At 69.6% G+C, this 20633-nt stretch carries 17 protein-coding genes; 5 read left to right on the forward strand and 12 right to left on the reverse strand.

Annotated elements, in window-relative coordinates; translation table 11 throughout:
* Window positions 1-31: 31 nt before the first annotated feature.
* The 7 genes from AC25YV_RS05205 to AC25YV_RS05235 form a co-directional block, all read right to left on the reverse strand.
* Complete coding sequence (locus AC25YV_RS05205) at window positions 32-532, reverse strand: DUF6121 family protein (RefSeq protein WP_488122764.1); 501 nt, start codon at window positions 530-532, stop codon at window positions 32-34.
* Entirely contained in the window at window positions 529-1497 is a 969-nt protein-coding gene (locus tag AC25YV_RS05210) for an ABC transporter (protein WP_488122765.1), read from the reverse strand. The genes AC25YV_RS05205 and AC25YV_RS05210 overlap by 4 nt, the downstream gene beginning before the upstream one ends.
* Before the next feature lie 128 nt (window positions 1498-1625).
* The gene (locus AC25YV_RS05215; protein WP_488122766.1) at window positions 1626-2243 is read right to left on the reverse strand and encodes a hypothetical protein; all 618 of its coding nucleotides are present in this window, start codon (window positions 2241-2243) and stop codon (window positions 1626-1628) included.
* Between the two features lie 131 nt (window positions 2244-2374).
* Entirely contained in the window at window positions 2375-6247 is a 3873-nt protein-coding gene (gene rpoC, locus AC25YV_RS05220) for a DNA-directed RNA polymerase subunit beta' (protein ID WP_488122767.1), read from the reverse strand.
* A 63-nt stretch (window positions 6248-6310) separates the two neighbouring features.
* Entirely contained in the window at window positions 6311-9808 is a 3498-nt protein-coding gene (rpoB, locus tag AC25YV_RS05225) for a DNA-directed RNA polymerase subunit beta (protein ID WP_488122768.1), read from the reverse strand.
* 248 nt (window positions 9809-10056) lie between these two features.
* Window positions 10057-11655 carry a 5-oxoprolinase subunit B/C family protein gene (locus tag AC25YV_RS05230; RefSeq protein WP_488122769.1) on the reverse strand — a complete coding sequence of 533 codons (1599 nt, stop codon included), beginning with the start codon at window positions 11653-11655 and terminating at the stop codon, window positions 10057-10059.
* A complete protein-coding gene (locus AC25YV_RS05235) occupies window positions 11649-12404 on the reverse strand; it encodes a 5-oxoprolinase subunit PxpA (RefSeq protein ID WP_488122770.1) in 756 nt (251 codons plus the stop codon). The genes AC25YV_RS05230 and AC25YV_RS05235 overlap by 7 nt, the downstream gene beginning before the upstream one ends.
* 65 nt (window positions 12405-12469) lie before the next feature.
* Between AC25YV_RS05235 and AC25YV_RS05240 the strand changes: the two genes are divergently transcribed.
* The 3 genes from AC25YV_RS05240 to AC25YV_RS05250 all read left to right on the forward strand — a co-directional run bounded on the left by AC25YV_RS05240 (window position 12470) and on the right by AC25YV_RS05250 (window position 14470).
* On the forward strand, window positions 12470-13336 hold the full coding sequence (locus tag AC25YV_RS05240) for a spermidine synthase (protein WP_488122771.1): 867 nt from the start codon (window positions 12470-12472) through the stop codon (window positions 13334-13336).
* Window positions 13337-13427: 91 nt separating this feature from the next.
* Window positions 13428-13952, forward strand: a complete 525-nt coding sequence (locus AC25YV_RS05245; RefSeq protein WP_488122772.1) for a CD225/dispanin family protein — start codon at window positions 13428-13430, stop codon at window positions 13950-13952.
* Window positions 13953-13981: 29 nt separating this feature from the next.
* Window positions 13982-14470: a SprT-like domain-containing protein gene (locus tag AC25YV_RS05250; protein WP_488122773.1), complete on the forward strand. Its 489-nt coding sequence runs from the start codon at window positions 13982-13984 to the stop codon at window positions 14468-14470.
* Between the two features lie 4 nt (window positions 14471-14474).
* Here the strand turns inward: AC25YV_RS05250 and AC25YV_RS05255 are convergent, their stop codons facing one another.
* Entirely contained in the window at window positions 14475-15101 is a 627-nt protein-coding gene (locus tag AC25YV_RS05255; protein WP_488122774.1) for a 2-phosphosulfolactate phosphatase, read from the reverse strand.
* 33 nt (window positions 15102-15134) lie between these two features.
* On the opposite strand from AC25YV_RS05255, the gene AC25YV_RS05260 reads away from it, so the two are divergent.
* Window positions 15135-15632 carry a hypothetical protein gene (locus tag AC25YV_RS05260; RefSeq protein ID WP_488122775.1) on the forward strand — a complete coding sequence of 166 codons (498 nt, stop codon included), beginning with the start codon at window positions 15135-15137 and terminating at the stop codon, window positions 15630-15632.
* A 15-nt stretch (window positions 15633-15647) separates the two neighbouring features.
* Here AC25YV_RS05260 and AC25YV_RS05265 read toward each other — a convergent pair whose 3' ends face one another.
* Entirely contained in the window at window positions 15648-17117 is a 1470-nt protein-coding gene (locus AC25YV_RS05265) for an ABC transporter permease (RefSeq protein ID WP_488122776.1), read from the reverse strand.
* On the reverse strand, window positions 17114-17887 hold the full coding sequence (locus AC25YV_RS05270; RefSeq protein WP_488122777.1) for an ABC transporter ATP-binding protein: 774 nt from the start codon (window positions 17885-17887) through the stop codon (window positions 17114-17116). The genes AC25YV_RS05265 and AC25YV_RS05270 overlap by 4 nt, the downstream gene beginning before the upstream one ends.
* 134 nt (window positions 17888-18021) lie before the next feature.
* On the opposite strand from AC25YV_RS05270, the gene AC25YV_RS05275 reads away from it, so the two are divergent.
* On the forward strand, window positions 18022-18711 hold the full coding sequence (locus AC25YV_RS05275; RefSeq protein WP_488122778.1) for a hemerythrin domain-containing protein: 690 nt from the start codon (window positions 18022-18024) through the stop codon (window positions 18709-18711).
* A gap of 28 nt (window positions 18712-18739) precedes the next feature.
* Here AC25YV_RS05275 and AC25YV_RS05280 read toward each other — a convergent pair whose 3' ends face one another.
* Window positions 18740-19378, reverse strand: a complete 639-nt coding sequence (locus AC25YV_RS05280; protein ID WP_488122779.1) for a response regulator — start codon at window positions 19376-19378, stop codon at window positions 18740-18742.
* Window positions 19379-19421: 43 nt separating this feature from the next.
* Window positions 19422-20594 carry a sensor histidine kinase gene (locus AC25YV_RS05285; RefSeq protein ID WP_488122780.1) on the reverse strand — a complete coding sequence of 391 codons (1173 nt, stop codon included), beginning with the start codon at window positions 20592-20594 and terminating at the stop codon, window positions 19422-19424.
* Window positions 20595-20633 lie beyond the last annotated feature (39 nt).

A 20633-nucleotide genomic window follows, 5' to 3' on the forward strand; every position in this document is an offset into this window, starting at 1 on the left:
CTCGGCGCGCCGGATCCCGGCTTTTGCGCCGTCACAGCGTCTCTTCGTCGTCGGATTCCCAGGGCCAACGGGGGCGGCGAGCCCGCGTGCGGACGAGAGCGATCCCCGACCAGCCGGCGACGAGGGCGGCCGCGGCGATCACCACACCGAACCCCGTCGTCGCGATTCGGCCCGCGACACCCGTGGCGACTCCGACCGAGGTCCCCGTGGCGACGGCCATGATCCACAGCCCCGCGAGATACGCCAGGAAGGTCGTCGCCACGATCCACGCCGCGTTCCAGAACGACGGCTGCGCGTGCCGCACGGTGCCCCACAGGCTCGCCCCGAAGACGACGACCGACAGGGTCGTCGCGGCGACCCCGGGAAGCGGGCCCAGGCCCGGCGCCTCGATGACGCTCTCATCGAGGGCGAGCGACAGCATCCCCAGCCCGAAGATGAGGAGAGCGACGTATCCGATCGTCGCGAAGACGACCGCGAGCGCGGGTGCGACGGGACCGCGATCGGTCCCCCCACCCGCGCCGCCGGTCGTCATGGCCGGACGAGCTGCGGACCGGCCTCGAGCGTGCGCTCGTACTCGCGCTGCGCTTCGACGTTGAGCTCGGTCACGCGCTTGCCGCGCGCGGCGGCCCATGCTCCGAACCAGATGGTGAGCTCGCGACCCAGCACGAATGCGACGATCGCGAGCGGTGCGAGCAGCTGTGCTTCGACGAGCGCGGCTCCCTCGGACGCCGTGAGCATCCAGAACGGCGCCTGGAAGAGCTGGCCGAGAAGGTGGCCGCCGTAGGCGGCGGCGCCCACGAGCACGCCCATGATCACCCACGCCGCCCAGCGGCCTCGGTTGATGATCGCGCCGAGCAGCCAGAAGGCGATGAAGAAGACGACGGTCGGCACCCACAGAGCCCACGTCGTGAGCGCGGCGACGGCATCGGTGGCGAAGGTCTCTGCCGTGACGTCGCCCTGGATCGCGCCGAAGCCGAGGGTCGCGCCGAGGTAGAGGACGGCGAAGGCGAGCGCGGCGAGCAGGCCGATCGCGCCGGCGGCGCCACGGTTGCCACGCAGGCGCGGCGCCTCGGGTGCCTGCACGAAGATGGGCTGCGGAGACGCGGCGGGCGGCACCATGACGGTTTCGGCGACGGGCTCGGGGGCGGCGACGGGCTCGTAGGCGACGGTCGAGTCGTCGGCCACGGTGGGCTTGTCGATGGTCCTTTCGACGACGACGACCTCTTCTGCCGCTGCGACGGGCTCGTCGTCCATCGGTGCATCGACGGCCCACGAGGGGGGCTCAGCGGCCCACTCGTTCGCAGCCGACGGCGTGTCGGCGACGACGATCTCCTCTTCGACGACGATCTCTTCGACCTCGGGGGTCGCGGACGGGTCGACGGCGTCGCGGCGGGCCGCCTCTGCGTCGGCGAGACCTTCGTGAGCACGGCCGACGACATCGTCGACCGCTGTGGGTTCCTCGACCGGCTCGCCGTAGGACGACTTGGGGTCACTCATCGGACGCACTCCTCACGCGGGGCCGCTCCCCACATGTGCGAGGGTAACCCCGTCCGTGCCCGCATGTGCGTAGCCATGCCGGTCGAGGCGCGAGAGAGACGGACGGAATTCGCCTCCGCAGCCCGGGGTCACGGCCAGATGTGTGCCGTGAGGCGTGCCAAGTAGTCGTCCGGGCGCCATCCCGTGCCAACACTCACGAGCCACACCGTGTCGCGTATGACGTGCTCTTCGCGCACGCCGTCCCGCACCCGCGCGCACTCGAGCCCCGCGTCGCCTGTCGTGCACGCGAACCCCTGCGCCGAGAGCGCCGCCTGCGCGATGCCGACGGCGTCGGGGGAGATGACCGAGATCGTCGATGAGATCGACTCCCCGCCCCCGAGGGCCCAGCTGCAGTTGACGGAGACGGTCGGCGCGAGCGCCTCGACGAGGTCGCCCGCTGCGATGGCGGGACGTGCCATCGTCTGGCTCAGCAGCACATCGCCGTGCCAGATGAGCTCTGCCCACAGGTGGTCGGGATAGAGATCACGGCAGTCCACGGTCTCGCCGGCCGCGATCCGCTCGATCGGGGCGGGCTTGCTCTCTGCCTCTTCCTGGGCGTCGGCCCTGGCCCGAAGCGTGTCGCCGAACCAGTCGACGGCGACCGGAACCATCGGCGCCGCAAGCCACACGAGTGCGCCGATGACAGCGAGGCACGCGAGCACCGAGGGTACGGCGAACCAGAGGTTACGTCCCTCCGTGCGCGCCATGCCGTCCTCCCCCTCAACGGTAGGCACGGGATGTCAGCGAGCACGCCCGGCGCGCGGGGCGGAACTTTTTCCGTCGCCTCGGAACGACGAAGGCCCCCGGCGCGTGCCGGGGGCCTTCGTTCAGCTGGTCGTCAGTTGTACGACGTGAAGTCGCCGTCCGTCGAGAAGCTGTCGAAATCGACGTAGCTCAGGTCGGCGTCCGAGAACGCCCCGTCCGAGGCGAAGATGCGGTTGGGGTACCGCTCGCTCTTGGCCTCTTCCGTCGCCTCGACCACGACGTTGCGGTACTTCGCAAGGCCGGTTCCGGCGGGGATGAGCTTTCCGATGATGACGTTCTCCTTGAGGCCGAGGAGCGGGTCGCTCTTGCCCTCCATGGCCGCCTGCGTCAGGACGCGGGTGGTCTCCTGGAACGACGCGGCCGACAGCCACGACTCCGTCGCGAGCGACGCCTTCGTGATACCCATCAGCTCGGGACGTCCCGACGCGGGGCGCTTGCCCTCGGCGACCGTCTCGCGGTTGATGCGCTGGTAGCGCTTGAAGTCCACCAGTTCACCCGGGAGCAGCTTCGTGTCGGCGTGGTCGACGACGGTGACCTTGCGCAGCATCTGGCGCACGATGACCTCGATGTGCTTGTCGTGGATCGGCACACCCTGCGAGCGGTACACACCCTGGACGCCGTTCACGAGGTACTTCTGCACCTCGCGAGCACCCATGACACGCATGACCTCCTTGGGGTCGAGCGTTCCGACCTGCATCTGCTGGCCGACCGTGACGTGCTGGCCGTCCTCGACCAGCAGCGTCGCGCGCTTGAGCACGGGGTAGACATGCGGCTCGTCGCCCGAGTCGGGCGTCAGGATGATCTTCTTCGCCTTATCGGTCTCGTCGATCGTGATGCGACCGTCAGACTCTGCGATCGGCGACGCACCCTTGGGGGTACGCGCTTCGAACAGCTCCTGCACGCGGGGAAGACCCTGCGTGATGTCATCGGCCGAGGCAGATCCACCGGTGTGGAAGGTACGCATCGTCAGCTGCGTACCGGGCTCACCGATCGACTGGGCGGCGATGATGCCGACCGCCTCGCCGATGTCGACGATCTTGCCCGTCGCGAGCGAACGGCCGTAGCACTGCGCGCAGACGCCGACAGCCGAGTCGCACGTGAGCACGGAGCGGACCTTGATGGTCTCGACACCGGCCTCGACGAGCGCGTTGATGAGCACGTCGCCGACGTCGTCACCCGCGGCGGCGAGCACCTCGCCCGAGGGCGACGTGACCTGCTCGGCGAGGGTGCGCGCGAAGACCGAGTTCTCGACGTTGGCGTCCTTGATGAGCGCACCGTCGGCGCCGGGCGCCGCGATCGTGAACTCGAGACCCTTGGACGTTCCGCAGTCCTCTTCACGGATGATGACATCCTGCGAGACGTCGACGAGGCGACGGGTGAGGTAACCCGAGTCGGCCGTACGCAGAGCCGTGTCGGCGAGACCCTTACGGGCACCGTGCGTGGCGATGAAGTACTCCGCAACCGACAGCCCCTCGCGGTACGAGGAGATGATCGGGCGAGGGATGATCTCACCCTTCGGGTTGTTCACGAGACCGCGCATACCCGCGATGTTGCGGATCTGCAGCCAGTTACCACGGGCGCCCGAAGACACCATGCGGTTGATCGTGTTGTCGGCGGGGAAGTTGTCCCGCATCGCCTTCTGGACCTCGTCGGTCGCCTCGGTCCAGATCTTGATGAGCTCCTGACGACGCTCGGCGTCGGTCGTGAGGCCCTTCTCGAACTGCGCCTGCACCTTGGCGGCCTGCTTCTCGTAGCCCGCGACGATCTCCGCCTTGTTGGGCGGCGTGAGGACATCCGAGAGCGCGACGGTGACACCCGAACGCGTGGCCCAGTAGAAGCCGGCGTCCTTGATCCGGTCCAGCGATGCAGCGACCTCGACCTTGGGGTATTCCTCGGCGAGCTTGTTGACGATCTGCGACAGCTTGCCCTTGTCGGCCTGCTCCCGCACGAACGGGTAGCCCTTGGGCAGCGTGTCGTTGAAGATCGCCTGGCCGAGCGAGGCATCGACGATTCCGTGACGCTCGTAGCCGTCGGGGGCGTCACCCTCGAGGAACGTCAGACCCGGAATGCGGATGCGCACCTTGGCCTGCAGATCGAGCGTGCCTTCGTCGCGAGCGAGAATCGCCTCGCTGACCGAGCCGAACACACGGCCCTCGCCCTGAGCACCCTCGATGACCGTGGTCAGGTGGTGCAGGCCGATGATCATGTCCTGCGAAGGCAGCGTGACGGGGCGGCCGTCAGACGGCTTCAGGATGTTGTTCGACGCGAGCATCAGAATGCGGGCCTCGGCCTGGGCCTCGACCGACAGCGGCAGGTGGACGGCCATCTGGTCACCGTCGAAGTCCGCGTTGAACGCGGCGCAGACGAGCGGGTGCAGCTGGATCGCCTTGCCCTCGACGAGCTGAGGCTCGAAGGCCTGGATGCCCAGGCGGTGCAGCGTGGGCGCACGGTTGAGCAGCACAGGACGCTCGCGGATGATCTCCTCGAGCACGTCCCACACCTCGGGACGCGTGCGCTCGACGGCACGCTTGGCCGCCTTGATGTTCTGCGAGTGACCCAGATCGATCAGGCGCTTGATGACGAACGGCTTGAACAGCTCGAGCGCCATCTGCTTCGGAAGACCACACTGGTGCAGCTTCAGCTGCGGGCCCACGATGATGACCGAACGGCCCGAGTAGTCGACGCGCTTGCCGAGGAGGTTCTGACGGAACCGGCCCTGCTTGCCCTTGAGCATGTCCGAGAGCGACTTGAGCGCACGGTTGCCGGTGCCCGTGACGGGACGACCACGACGACCGTTGTCGAACAGTGCGTCGACGGCTTCCTGCAGCATCCGCTTCTCGTTGTTGACGATGATCTCGGGGGCACCGAGGTCGAGCAGTCGACGAAGACGGTTGTTGCGGTTGATCACGCGACGGTACAGATCGTTGAGGTCGGAGGTCGCGAAGCGGCCACCGTCGAGCTGGACCATGGGACGCAGCTCCGGCGGGATCACCGGAACGACATCCAGCACCATCGCGGCGGGCGACATGCCCGTCTGCAGGAACGAGTTGACGACCTTCAGACGCTTGATCGCGCGGATCTTGCGCTGCCCCTTACCCTCGGAGATCTGCAGGTGCAGGCTCTCGGCCTCGGCGGCCAGGTCGAACGCCTGCAGGCGGCGCTGGATCGACTCGGCGCCCATGTAGGCCTCGAAGTACTGACCGAAGCGGTCCTGCAGCTCGTGGAAGATCTCGTCTTCGCCCTTGAGCGAACCGACGTCGAGGGTGCGGAAGTCCTCCCACACGCGCTCGAGCTTGGCGATCTGCTCGTCGGCGCTCTTGCGCGTCTGAGCCATCTCCTTCTCGGCGGCGTCCTTGACCTTCTTCTTCTGGTCGGCCTTGGCGCCCTCTTCCTCAAGCGCTGCGAGCTCTTCTTCCAGCTTCAGCAGGCGCTCGGCGACCTTGGCGTCACGGCGGTCGCCGAGCGTCTTGATCTCGAGGCGGATGTTGTTCTCCTGCGTCGCGAGGTCGCGGTGACGCGCCTCTTCGTCGACGGAGATCACCATGTAGGCAGCGAAGTAGATGACCTTCTCGAGGTCCTTCGGAGCCATGTCCAGCAGGTAGCCGAGGCGCGAAGGCACACCCTTGAAGTACCAGATGTGCGTGACGGGCGCGGCGAGCTCGATGTGGCCCATGCGCTCGCGGCGGACCGAGGACTTGGTGACCTCGACGCCGCAGCGCTCGCAGACGATGCCCTTGAAGCGGACGCGCTTGTACTTGCCGCAGGCGCACTCCCAGTCACGGGAAGGTCCGAAGATCTGCTCGCCGAAGAGGCCGTCCTTCTCGGGCTTGAGCGTGCGGTAGTTGATGGTCTCGGGCTTCTTGACCTCGCCGTACGACCAACGACGGATGTCGTCGGCGGTGGCGAGACCGATGCGAAGCTCATCGAAAGTTGTTGATTCGAGCACTAGTCTCAGTTCTCCTGTATCGGAATTCTTGGTGAGTCAGTCGTTGGTCTGAGCGCCGAAGCGTCAGATCTCGTCGATCGAGGACGACTCGAAGCGGCTGGAGATGTTGATTCCGAGCTCCTCTGCCGCGCGGAATGCGTCGTCGTCCGTATCGCGGAGGTTGACCGGCGTGCCGTCGGCCGAGAGCACCTCGACGTTCAGGCAGAGCGACTGCATCTCCTTCATGAGGACCTTGAACGACTCGGGAATCCCGGGTTCCTGGATGTTCTCGCCCTTGACGATCGCCTCGTAGACCTTGACGCGGCCGAGGATGTCGTCGGACTTGATCGTGAGGAGTTCCTGCAGCGCGTACGCGGCACCGTAGGCCTCAAGTGCCCACACCTCCATCTCACCGAACCGCTGACCACCGAACTGGGCCTTACCACCCAGGGGCTGCTGCGTGATCATCGAGTAGGGACCCGTCGAACGCGCGTGGATCTTGTCATCGACCAGGTGGTGCAGCTTCAGGATGTACATGTAGCCGACCGAGATGGGCGCCGGGAACGGCTCGCCGGAGCGGCCGTCGAACAGACGCGTCTTACCCGTCGAGTCGATGAGGCGCTCACCGTCGCGCGTGGGAAGGGTCGAGTCGAGCAGACCTGCGATCTCCTCCTCGAACGCACCGTCGAACACGGGGGTCGCGACCTTCGTGCCGGGGGCGGCCTCACGTGCGGCGTCGGGCAGGCCCATGGCCCACTTCGGCGTGCCTTCGACCTTCCAGCCCTGCTGGGCGATCCAGCCGAGGTGCAGCTCGAGAACCTGGCCGAAGTTCATGCGGCCGGGGATGCCGAGCGGGTTCAGGACAACCTGGACCGGCGTGCCGTCCGCGAGGAACGGCATGTCTTCGACGGGGAGGATCTTCGCGATGACGCCCTTGTTGCCGTGACGGCCGGCGAGCTTGTCACCCTCGGTGATCTTTCGCTTCTGGGCGATGTAGACCACGACGCGGCGGTTGACGCCCGAGCCGAGCTCGTCGTCGCCGTCCTCGGCGTTGAACTCCTTGACGGCGATGATCGTGCCCTGCTCGCCGTGGGGAACCTTCAGCGACGTGTCGCGCACTTCGCGGCTCTTCTCGTTGAAGATCGCGCGGAGCAGGCGCTCCTCGGCCGACAGCTCGGTCTCACCCTTGGGCGTGACTTTGCCGACGAGGATGTCGCCGGGGCGAACCTCGGCGCCGATGCGGATGATGCCGCGCTCGTCGAGGTCCTTCAGCAGGTCGGGGCTGACGTTGGGGAGGTCACGGGTGATCTCCTCCTTGCCGAGCTTCGTGTCACGGGCATCCACCTCGTACTCCTCGATGTGAATCGAAGAGAGGGTGTCGTCCTTGACGAGTTCCTGGCTGAGGATGATCGCATCCTCGAAGTTGTGGCCTTCCCACATCATGAACGCGACGAGGAGGTTCTTGCCGAGCGCGAGCTCGCCGTTCTCGGTGGCCGGTCCGTCGGCGATGACCTCGCCGACCTCGACCCGGTCACCGGCCGACACGACGACGCGCTGGTTGTAGGACGTGCCCTGGTTCGAGCGGTCGAACTTGCGCAGGTAGTAGTCCTGCGTGCCGCCCTCGTCGAGCTGGACCGTGACGACGTCTGCCGAGACCTCGGCGACGACACCGGCCTTGGCTGCCGTGACGACATCGCCGGCGTCGATCGCGGCGTAGCCCTCCATACCGGTGCCCACGACGGGCGAGTCCGAGCGCAGGAGCGGAACAGCCTGACGCTGCATGTTCGCACCCATGAGAGCGCGGTTCGCATCGTCGTGCTCGAGGAACGGGATGAGCGAGGTCGCAACCGACACCATCTGGCGCGGCGAGACGTCCATGTACCCGATCTCGTCGGCGTGGAAGAGGTCGACCTCGCCACCCTGTCCGCGACGGGCGAGGACGCGCTCGTCGACGAACGAACCGTCGGGGTTGAGGGCGACTCCGGCCTGCGCGACGATGTAGTCGCTCTCGACGGATGCCGTGAGGTAGTCGATCTGCTCGCTGACCTTGCCGTCGACGACCTTGCGGTACGGCGTCTCGATGAAGCCGAACGCGTTGATGCGTGCGAACGACGCGAGCGAGCCGATCAGGCCGATGTTCGGGCCTTCCGGCGTCTCGATCGGGCACATGCGGCCGTAGTGCGAGGGGTGGACGTCACGAACCTCGACGCCGGCACGCTCACGCGACAGACCGCCGGGGCCGAGGGCCGAGAGGCGGCGCTTGTGGGTCAGGCCCGCGAGCGGGTTGTTCTGATCCATGAACTGCGACAGCTGGCTCGTTCCGAAGAACTCCTTGATCGCGGCCACGACGGGACGCACGTTGATGAGCGTCTGCGGCGTGATGGCCTCGATGTCCTGCGTCGTCATGCGCTCACGCACGACGCGCTCCATACGGGAAAGACCCGTGCGGACCTGGTTCTGGATGAGCTCGCCGACGGCGCGGATACGACGGTTGCCGAAGTTGTCGATGTCGTCGATGTTGAGACGGATCTCGGCCGGCTTGCCGTCGCGCATGCCCTCGAAGGTGTGGTCGCCACGGTGCAGGCGCACGAGGTACTTGATCGTCGCGACGATGTCGTCGACGGTGAGGACCGAATCGCTCAGCGGCGTGTCGAGACCGAGCTTCTGGTTGATCTTGTAGCGACCGACCTTCGCGAGGTCGTAGCGCTTCGGGTTGAAGTAGAAGTTGTCCAGCAGCGCGCGGGCGGCCTCAGCGGCGACCTGCTCGCCCGGACGGAGCTTGCGGTAGATGTCGCGCAGCGCGTCTTCCTTCGAGAGGATCGTGTCCTTCGCGAGGGTCTCTTCGATCGAGTCGAAGCCGGCGAACTCGTTCTGGATGTCCTCGGTTGTGAGGCCGAGGGCCTTGAGGAAGACGGTGACCGACTGCTTGCGCTTGCGGTCGATGCGCACGCCGACCTGGTCGCGCTTGTCGACCTCGAACTCGAGCCATGCGCCGCGGCTGGGGATGACGCGCGCCGAGACGATGTCCTTGTCGGAGGTCTTGTCGGGCGTGCGGTCGAAGTACACGCCGGGCGAGCGGACGAGCTGCGAGACGACGACGCGCTCGGTGCCGTTGATGATGAACGTGCCCTTGCCGGTCTGCAGGGGGAAGTCGCCCATGAAGACCGTCTGCGTCTTGATCTCACCGGTCTGGTGGTTCATGAACTCGGCCTCGACGTACAGCGGGGCGGCGTAGGTCTTGCCGCGCTCCTTGCACTCGTCGATCGAGTACTTCTCAGGCTCGAGGTAGGGGTTCGTGAACGAGAGCTGCATCGTCTCGCTCAGGTCCTCGATGGGCGAGATCTCCTCGAAGATCTCCTCGAGACCGCTGATCTCGGGGACATCGGTGCGTCCGGCGGCCTTCGCGTCGGCGACGCGGGCCTTCCAGCCGTCGTTGCCGACGAGCCAGTCGAACGACTCCGTCTGCAACGCGAGGAGGTCTGGGACCTCCAGCGTGTCGGAGATCTTGGCGAACGAGAGGCGAGAAGCGCCGCGTCCGCTCTTGGGGGTGGTGGGGTTGGTTGCGTTGCGCGCAGCAGCCAAGGGGAATACCTCCGTGGACCCGAGGGCCCGTTTCCTTGTCGTCAGGTGGAGTGCTCCGTCCTCCCGAAGCCCGGCGCCACGCGCGCGACACTCCGATGGTGAGTGAGGCGGGGGCACACGGGCACAGCCGACCACCATATGAGGGCAGGGGAACCAGAGCGCAACTACCGACTATAGCCCGCCAGACGCGCCGTGTCCAGCTCGATTCTTGACGAGCTTGCCCTGCTGCGGTATAGACGCGCGTCGTGTCACACGATGACGGCGCGCGCGTGCCGGAATCGCACGCGTGTTCCCGGTCGTGCTTGGGCCAGCAGATCCAGCGCAGCATCCGTCATGACGGCGATGACGGGGTAGCCGCCGGTCACAGGCCCGTCGACGCCGAGCACGACGGGCAGCCCGTCGGGAGGAACCTGCAGCGCACCCGGAACCATGCCCTCGCTCGGCAGCTCCTCGTCACGCACGTGCGTCAACGCGGGGCCGTCGAGACGGATTCCGACGCGGTCGGCGGCGGGAGAGACGGTCCACACCGCGGCGAAGAGCGACTCGAGGGCAGATGCGGCGAACCAGTCGGCGCGCGGTCCCGGTGCGAGCTCGAGGTGGAGCTCGTCATGGCGCGGAGCTCCCCACGGCGCGATGTCGGCGACCGGAATGCGTGCGGCGGGCTCGGCGCCGATCGGGATCGTGTCGCCCGCGGCGAGCCGGTCGGGGCCGAGGCCCGCGAGCAGGTCGGTCGATCGCGAGCCGAGCACGCCCACCGGGATCCACCCGCCGCGCACGGCGAGGTAGGCCCGCGCACCGTGTACGAAGGAGTCGATGTGCAGCTCGCTTCCGGCCGGCCACGCGTGCGCCGTGTACGGATCGATCGCGCGGCCGTCGAGGGTGAGCGGACCCCAGGCTCCGGCGACGGCGAACCACGCATCGACCTCGGCCACGGCGCGGAAGCCGCCCATCGTGATCTCGATCACAGCGGCGCCCTCGTCGTTGCCGACGAGCCGGTTCGCCGTGCGCAGCGCCGCGCGGTCGGCGGCGCCCGAGCGCGCGACGCCGAGCGCCGCATTGCCCGCCCGCCCGAGGTCCTGCACGGTCGCGAGGATCCCCGCCTCCTCGACACGCACTCCGCCCGCCGCCTGACTGCGAGACGGCACCGACGCGGCGGAACCGGGCGGTTCGCCCGCCGTCGCGGCCGCGGGCTGCCCTGGGGTCCTTCCGGGTTCGGCTGCGGGGATGGTGCGCAAGCGCACGCGGGTCCCCGGACTGAGCAGAGCGGGGGATGCCGCACCCTCGGCCGCAGCACTCCACAGTGGCGCCGCGGTCGTGCCGACGAGCCGCCAGCCTCCCGGCGACTCCCGGGGGTACGCGCCCGTGAACCCCGCCGCGAGCCCGACCGAGCCTGCCGGCACCCGCGTGCGCGGCGTCGGCAGCCGCGGCACATCGAACGTCCACGCCTCACTCACGAGGTAGCCGAACCCGGGTGCGAAACCCGTGAAGGCGACCGTCCACTCGGCGCCCGCGTGCCGGCGCACGAGCTCGTCCGTGCTCATGCCCAGCAGCTCCGCCGTCTCGGACAGGTCTGCCCCGTCGTACACGACCTCGAGGTCGACGACGGCGTCTTCACGGCGCGGCGGCTCGGGTCCGTCCGCGCCCACGCCCAGCGCCCACGCGCGCGCCGCCGGCAGCGTCAAGCGTGCCGGGTCGACGATGACGAGCACCGTCCGCGCCGCCGGCACGAGGTCGACGACCCCTTCGGCGCGGGATGCCGCGAGCCTGTCGTAGAGCGCCGACGCATCAGCGAGCGCGTCGGTCTCGAGCAGCAGAGCCCGCTCCCCCATCGGCCGCACGGTCACCACGGCGATCGAACCTCGATCCGCTCGGCATCCAACGCTGCCCGGACGCACTGGGCGATCGCCACGGCGCCTGGTGAATCCCCGTGCACACAGAGCGAGGCGGCATCCGATCTGACGCGCCCCCCGTCGACGGCGACGACGACCCCCTCGACCGCGAGACGCACGGCACGATCGGCGATCTCGGCGGCATCGGTCAGCAGATCGCCGGGCGCTCCGCGCGGAACGAGCCCACCCGTGGCGAGATACCCCCGGTCAAGGAAAGCCTCGCGCACGAACGGCACTCCGCGCTGCTCGGCGTGGAACCCGACCTCGCCGTCGAGTCCCAGAATCGGGATGCCGCGACCCAGCTGCGCCGACAGCTCGACGACGACGTCCACGACGAGGGCGGCTTCGACGGGGTCACGCGTCACCGCGTGGTAGAGCGCCCCGTGCGGCTTGACGTAGCGCACGTCGGCCCCGGCCGACACGAGCGCCTCCAGCTGCTGCACGAGTGAAGCAGCGAGGTCGTCGGGGGTGATGGCGATGCGCGTGCGCCCGAAGCCGGCGAGGTCGGGGTACGACAGATGCGCGCCGACGGCGACGCCGTGCCGCCCGGACTGCTCGACGGCGGCGCGCAACGACTCGGTGTCTCCCGCGTGCCCGCCGCACGCGATGCTCGCGCTCGAGATGACGGCGAACATCGCCTCGTCGTCGGCCGTCGGCACGCCGTCGACCGTCTCGCCCAGATCGGCGTTGAGATCGATCGCCACCATGCGTCCCACGGTAGCCGGGCGAAGAGCCTGGCTCCGGGCTGGGCCCACCCCAGTACGGTGGGGGCATGGCACGCGCACGGCTCGAACCCGACGACGCGCCTCGCGCCCGTCTCTCGGACGGCACGACGGCCCGCGTCGTGCCCGCGCGCTTCGCCGGCGGACTCGAACTGGTCGTCGACGGCACGCCGCAGTCCCACGTCGACCTCGACGATCCGACCCACCTGCACTTCGAGTACGTCGCGCGCATGGGCGCCGTGATCGACCAGCTGCGGATGCCGCGCCAGCCCCTCACCGTCGTGCACCTCGGCGCGGGGGCCCTCACCCTCCCCCGCTACATCGAGGCGACGCGGCGCGGATCGCGCCAGCAGGTCATCGAGCTCGAACCCGCTCTGTGGGATCTCGTGCGCGAGCACATCCCCCTCCCCCGCGGGGCGGCGATCCGCGTGCGCATCGGCGACGCCCGCGCCGGGCTCGCGCGTCTGCCGGCCGCGCTCGCGGGCAACGTCGACCTGCTCGTGTCCGACGTCTACTCGGGGGCGCAGACCCCCGCGCACCTGACGACCGTCGAGTTCTACCGCGACGCGGCGACGCTGCTCGCGCCCGACGGCGTCCTGCTCGTCAATGTCGCCGACGGCGCGGGGCTCGCCTTCGCCCGGCGCCAGGTCGCGACGGTCCGCCACGTGCTCGAGCATGTCGCCGTGCTCGCCGAGGTGCAGACGCTCAAGGGGCGACGCTTCGGCAACCTCGTCGTCGTCGCCTCGGCCGCGCCGCTTCCGACCGAGTGGCTGCCTCGACTCATGGCGGCCGGACCACACCCCGCCAAGGTGGCGCAGGGCCCCGAGATCGACGAGTTCGTGCGCGGGGCTGCGGTCGTGACGGATGCCACCGCGACGGCCTCGCCGAAGCCCGCGGCATCCGTCTTCGAACGCTGACCCCACCGGATGCCCCGACCCGGCGTGCCGGATAGGTGCCCGCGTGATGCCGGGGCACACTAGTAGGCATCGTGCGCGGGAGGGAGTCGTCGTGAGCTATATCAAGGGTTACGACCCGGAGACTCTGCGTGAGATCGTCGACCCGCACGAGTGCGCGGCGCGTCTGGACGAGATCGGCGAGCAGCGCAGCCTGCCCGCACTCCTGGAGCGCGTGTGGCTGCTCAAGGTGCTCGGCCGTATCGAGGACTCGCTCGTGCTGTCGGAGCAGTCCGTGCGCGTCGCGCGCATGGCGGGCACGCGCAAGGATCTGCTGCGGTCGCGCATCCTGCACGCGTCGGTCGTGCAGATGCGCGGAGCGCATGCCGCCGCCGAGCAGGAGCTGACGATGTGCGCCGACGAGGCCGACGGCCAGGGCTGGTCGGGCATCGCGGCCTTCGCCTACCAGCACCGCGGACGGAACAGCTACGAAGCCGGTGACTTCGACGCCGCGCGCCGCGACTTCAAGCGCGCACTGTTCCTGCGCCAGGAGGCCGGCGCGACCGACGCCCAGCTCGAATCGGCACTGCTCGCCGTCGACGCCGCAGACCGACGCCGCGCGGCCGCCCTCACCGGGTGAGTGTCGCAGGTTTGTTCTAACGTCTCGGCATGTCGGAACTGCATCGCGTGAGGCGATGGGCCGAAGCGCTCATCGCGACCCATCTGGATCCGTCGTGGACGTTCGCGTTCGACAACGCGAAGCGCCGAGCAGGTCTGTGCGACTATCAGCGCAAGCGGATCAGCATGTCGCGCTATCTCGCCGCCCGCTACGACGACGACGACAATCATCAGACCCTGCTGCACGAGGTCGCTCACGCTCTGGCCGGCCCCACGGCGGGTCACGGCCGCGAGTGGCTGCGCGTAGCCCGCGACCTCGGCTACGTCGGCGGCACGACACACCGCGGCGAGACGGCGACCGACCTCGCTCCATGGGTCGGCCGGTGCCCCGCGGGCCACGTCGCCTACCGGCATCGTCGCCCGTCGAGAGCGATGTCTTGTGCGACGTGCGCGCCCCGGTTCGACGAGCGCAACCTCTTCGCGTGGTCGCGCCGCGAGATCACGGCGGCGGCGCGTCTTGCCGCCATGACGCCGCGCTGAGCGCTCAGGCCGAGACGAACACGCCGTCGATGAGAATCGGCACGACAGAGACGACGTCGACCGCGGCCGCCTCGAGCACGTCGTCGCGCGCGCCGTCGTCGAGCAGGGCCTGACCGGACCCGCTCGCTGTGAGCAGGTGGCGGGTCGCGCGGCGCAGGCCGTGGAATCCCTCCGCCGCGACGGCGGCCTCGGGTGACGTGTGGTCGATGCCGAGCGTGGTGAGGGCGTCGATGACGGCGCCGGCTCCGAGAAAGTCCTCGACGGCGAAGCGCGGCGTGCCGTTCTCGTCGCGCTGACCGACCGCCACGACGGCGATGCTCGTGCGCCCCGCGCGACGCGTCTGCTCGGCGAGCACGGCGCGCGCCGTAGCCGAGGCGTTGCGCAGGCATCCGAGGAGCACGAGAGCTCCCGCCCGCGCGGCCGCACGGACGAGGGCCGCCGCTTCGTCATCGCGCGAGTCGTCGGCGACCGCGACGCTCTGCGTCCCCTCGGCGAGCGCATCGGTCACGTGCGTCGAGAGACCGAGCACGTCGACGACCACGACGATCTCCGCGTCGGCGAGCCGGGCCAGGCCCTCCGCGCCCCACTCGAGCCGGACTTGATAGCGGTGCTGGTCGAACGGTGAAGGCATCCCTCGATGCTAGGGGCGGTGCAACACTGGAGCATGCGCATCCTGCTGAAGCTCGAGATCGCCTGCGACCCGGATGCCGCGTGGCGTGCCCTGCACTCGCCGCGCGCCGTCGCCGAGCTCTACGGCCCGTTCCTCGAACTCGCGCCGATGGCGCCGGAGGGCCTGCCCACGAGCATGACCCCCGGAGACGACATGCCCGTCGAGCTCACGGCACTCGGCTCCATCCCGATGGGGCAGCAGCTCATCCACGTGAGTGAGCGCACCGTCGCCGATCCCGCCGGCACCGTGCGGATCCTGCGGGACAGCGGCATCCCGCTGACCGGTCCGCTGTCGAGCCTCGACGTGTGGGACCACCAGATGGCGGTCTCGCCGATTCCCGGGCGACCCGACCGCACGCTGTGGCGCGACCGCCTCGTCATCGGTGGCCCTACGGCCGCCGTGCTCTGGCCCGTGCTCTGGGCGACCTGGCAGTGGCGCGGTGCGCGCATCCGCGCCCTCGCCCCCTCGTGGGCGCACGACCCCGCAGACTGACCCGGCCGCCGCGGCCTACTCGGCGAGCGCCTCGACAGGGGCGACACGCGTGGCGATGCGCGTGGGCACGACGGCCGCGACCAGGGTGAGCACCGCCGTGGCGACGACGATCGCCACGATGGGCCACACCGGCACGACGGGCAGCACGAACGTGGGTGACAGCCAGAGCGGCGGCACGCGCACAGCGCCGAGCAGCGACTGGGCCCCCGCCCAGCCGTACGCGATGCCGAGCACGAGGCCCAGTGCGGTCGACGTGATCGTGATGTGCGCCGCCTCGAGCAGCACCATGCGCCGCACCTGTCCGTTGGAGACCCCGAGCGAGCGCAGCAGCCCCAGCTCGCGTCGCCGCTGGACGACGCCGAGCGTGAGCAGGTTGACCAGCCCGACGGCCGCGATGACGGCCGACACGGCGACGAGTCCCATCATGACCGCCGAGAACATGTCGATGACGAAGGCGAACTCAGGGTCGAGGGTGCCGCCTCCTGAGGCGGCCACAACCGCTTTGGCCGATTCGAGCGCGACGGCGAACATCGTCACGAGCGTCACTCCCATGACGACCCCGATCGCCATGCGGCTCGAGCGTTCCGGGTGGCGCAGGGCGTTCTCGGCGGCAAGGCGTGCCGTGGCCGAGCGACCGAAGGCGCGTCCGACGAGCCGAAGCGCAAGCGGCATGACGACCGTCGCCCCGAGGGCGAGCCCCGTGAACGAGAGCACGCCGCCGGCGAAGGCGACGATGACGCCGAGGGGCGAGACGAGTCCCGCGAGGACGCCGAACACGAGCAGCGCGACGCCGAGACCCAGCAGCACGACGGCGACGACGTTGCGTCGCGTGCGGCCTGCCACATCGGAGTGCGAGATCTCGACAGAACTGCCGAGCGCCTGCAGCGGCGTGACCGTCAGGACGCGGCGCGACCCCACCCACGCCGAGGCCCACGTCGTGAGCACGACGATTCCCGCCGGCGCCATCAGGTCGGGGCGTACGAGCACGAAATCGAGTCCCTCGAGCCCGAGCGCGGTCTCGGCCAGGAGCACGCCGGCCGCCGACAGCGCGGTTCCGAGCACCAACCCGATGACCGCGCCCACCGCGCCGACGACGAGGCCCTGGCGTGCGACCTCGGCGCGCTGCGAGCGGGCCGAGGCGCCGATGAGGCGCATCAGGGCGATCCGCCTCGTGCGGCCGGCGATGACGGTGGCGAAGGTGTTCGCCGTCACGATCGAGGCGACGTAGACGGCGAGGCCGAGCAGCAGCCCCGTGAGGATGGAGACGACGATCTGGAGCGTCTCGCTGTCGCCGATGTACGGGTCGGCGCGCAGCATCGCCCCGATGAAGTTCGTCGCCGTGAGCAGCACGACGCCGAAGGCGGCGGAGATCCCCGCCACGAGGATGCTGGCGCCCATGCCTCGCTCACGCATGTATCCGAGAGGCGCAGCGCGGGTCGCGGCGACGTCGGGGCGCGGCATCCGCTCGATCGTCGCGGAGCTCATGACGACACCTCGGCACCGAGCTCGGTGGCGAGCATGTAGGCGGAGATCTCTTCGGCGCTCTGGCGGGACTTGTCGGCGACGATGCGGCCGTCGCCGAGGAACAGCACCCGGTCTGCGTGGCTCGCCGCGACGGGGTCGTGCGTGACCATCGCGATCGACTGGCCGTGCTCGCGCGTCGCTGCGGCGAGCAGTCGCAGCACATCGCGTCCGCTGCGGGAGTCGAGGTTGCCGGTCGGCTCATCGGCGAACACCAGGTCGGGAGCCGTCGCGAGAGCCCGGGCGATCGCGACGCGCTGCTGCTGGCCGCCCGACAGCTCGTGAGGGCGGTGACCCAGCCTCGCTGCGAGTCCGAGAGAGTCGATGAGCCCCTCGATGCGCGCCCGTTCGAGCACCGACGGGCGACGACCGTCGAGGTCGAACGGCAGCATGATGTTGGCGCGTGCGTCGAGGGTAGGCACGAGGTTGAAGGACTGGAAGACGAAGCCGACGCGACGGCGGCGCAGGATCGTCAGCTCGAGGTCGGACAGACCCGTGATGTCGGTGTCGCCGATCCATGCCCGACCGCTCGTGGGCGCGTCGAGGCCGGCCATGATGTGCATGAGCGTGGACTTGCCCGACCCGGACGGGCCCATGATCGCGGTGAACTCGCCCCGGCGGATGCCGACGCTGACGCCGTCCAGCGCGCGGACGGCGCCGGCGCCGGTGCCGTAGGTTTTCGTGAGCTGGTGCACCCGGGCGGCGAGCCCGAGATCGGTCGATGTCAGTTCCATGCTCCGACGGTACGAATCGGATGCTCCCGCCCGCGTCGGCCTGTCGGGGCATCCGACTACATCTGGAGGATGATCCTCTTCCGAGCGACGCCCGCTGGTCGTAGTCTCTGCTTCGTCAGCGCAAAGGAGCGATCATGGCCGCGACACCCCTCCCCTCCAGCGGAGCTGTCTCCCCGGAACCGAAGACCTGCGACGCGAGTGGCATGGCCGAGATCCACCGCATGTTCCTCAAGGGATTTCGCGAAGGACCGCCCCTCGTGCGGGGCGTGCGGACGGGGAACACGGCGCACGCCGAGGTCGTCGCCACGCAGCTCGACCTTCTCTCGAGTGCCTTGCACGCCCACCACGACGGCGAGGACGAGAGGCTGTGGGGTCCTCTCGTCGAGCGCTCCCCCGCCTGCGCCGTCCACGTGGAGCGCATGAAGCAGCATCACGCCGCCATGCTCGCCGAGCTGACGGCTATGGATGCCGCTCTGCCCGCGTGGCGCGCCTCCGCGACCTCCACCGCCGCCGCACCGCTGCTCGCGGCACTCGACGGGATCAACGGGGCTCTGGCGATCCATCTGCCCGACGAGGAGCAGAACATCGTGCCCGTCATGGAGCGCACCATCACGCAGAAGGAGGTCGAGTGGTTCTCTGAGCACGGGCGCGCCTCGACGCCGAAGGGGCAGACGTGGAACGCGCTCGGCGCGATCGTTTCGTCGCAGCCCGACGGCGGCGATGCATGGCTGCGCAAGAACCTTCCGGCTCCGGTGCGTGTGATGTGGCGGTGGGTGGGCAAGCCCCGCTACGAGCGCACGCGCGCGGCGCTCGAGGGTCGCTGACCGAGCGCCCTCCCCGCGGGGGCGCGCGTCAGGTGAGCCCGTGCTCGAACGCGAAGACGACGAGCTGCACACGATCGCGCAGGCCCAGTTTCGTGAGGATGCGGCTGATGTGCGTCTTGACCGTCGCCTCGGAGAGGTATTCGCGCCCGGCGATCTCTGCGTTGGACAATCCGCGCGCCGCGAGCGCGAAGATCTCACGCTCGCGCTCGGTGAGCGCCTCGTAGGCGGGCGGAACGCTCACGGCGGCGGGCTGCGAGAAATGCGCGAAGAGATCGCGGGTGGCGGATGCCGCGATGACGGCCGACCCCGCGTGCACGGTGCGGATCGCGGCGAGGAGCAGCTCCGGCTCGGCGTCCTTCAACAGGAAGCCGCTCGCCCCCTGCCGGATCGCGCGTGCCGCGGCTTCGTCGAGGTCGAACGTCGTGAGCATGACGATCCGCGGCGGGTCCGGATCGGCGAGCAGCTCTGCCGTCGCCGCGAGGCCGTCCATGATCGGCATGCGGATGTCCATGAGGACGACGTCAGGCCGCGTCGCCCGCACGACATCGATCGCTTCGCGGCCGTCGGAGGCTTCGCCCACCACGTCGAGGTCGGCCTGCGAGGCCACGAGCATGCGGATGCCGGCGCGGAACAGCGCCTGGTCATCGACGAGCACGACACGGATCATCCGCCGGCTCCCTTCCGTCGTCGGGTGGGTGTGGTGTCAGGCGTCATGCGGTCGGCGCCTGACCGATGGGCAGCATCGCCGCCACGACGAACTCGTCGCCGCGCTCAGCGGCATCGAGCCGCCCGCCGATGAGGTGCGCGCGCTCACGCATGCCGATGAGGCCGTGACCGCTCCCGGTGGAGCGTTCGCCCGCGCGGAGCGGATTGCGCACGACGACCTCGACCCGATCGGGATGCCAGGCCAGCAGCACCGAGACGACACCGGCACCGTGGCGCAGCGCGTTGGTGAGCGCCTCCTGCAGGATGCGGTACACGGCCAGCTGCACGGCGGCAGGCGGCTCGCCCGGGGCCACCGGTTCGACCGAGACGCGCAGCTGGATGCCCGCGGCCCGCACCTGCGCGTAGAGCTGCTCCAGGTCGGCGAGTGTCGGCTGCGGGCCGTCGCCCTGGCTGTGGCGCAGCTGCGTCAGCAGCATCCGCACGTCGGCCAGCGCCGAGCGCGCCGTCGTCGAGATCGTGCCGAGCGCGGTGGTCGCGGCGGAGGGGTCGGCAGCCGCGGCATATCGCGCGCCGTCCGCCTGCGCGATGACGACGGCGAGCGAGTGGGCGACGACATCGTGCATGTCACGGGCGATCCGCACGCGCTCCTGCTCGACGACGGCCTCGGCCTCGGCGCGCTCCTGCGCTTGACGGTTCGCCTGGGCGCGACGCGCGGCGCGCACGAGCGCGCCGATCGTCCAGGCGAGCCCGAGTGCGAAGACGCCGGCGACGAGGATCAGGAGGGCCAGCGGAATCGCCTGCCACGTGACCGCTCCGCCGGCAAGGAGGTTCTCGGCCAGCAGGTACACCGTGATGACGACCGCGCCGACGAGCGACGACGCGAGGCCGATCCAGTACACACGGTCCGACCCGTACGCCGCTGCGGTGAACAGCACGACGAACACGGCGAGGTCGGCGAAAGTCGGTGGCCGGCCGAGCGACATCTGGATGACTGCGGCGAGCCAGGCGATCCCGAGCGCGAGGCCGGGAGCGAGCCGGCTCAGGGCAGCGGCGACGGTGAAGGGCACGACGAAGGCGAGCGCACCGAGGACGTCATTCGAGGGGTACACCCCCATGCCGGCAGACGTGACGAGCTCGAGCGGAAGCGCCACCGCGAAGAAGATCAGCGCCGCCGTCGCATCGACGACGATCTGGTAGGGCTTCAGGCGACGGAACACGGCTTTCACGCTACGGGAGAGCGCAGGCCGCGGCATCCG

The sequence above is a fragment of the Microbacterium sp. Y832 genome (genome assembly GCF_057669765.1).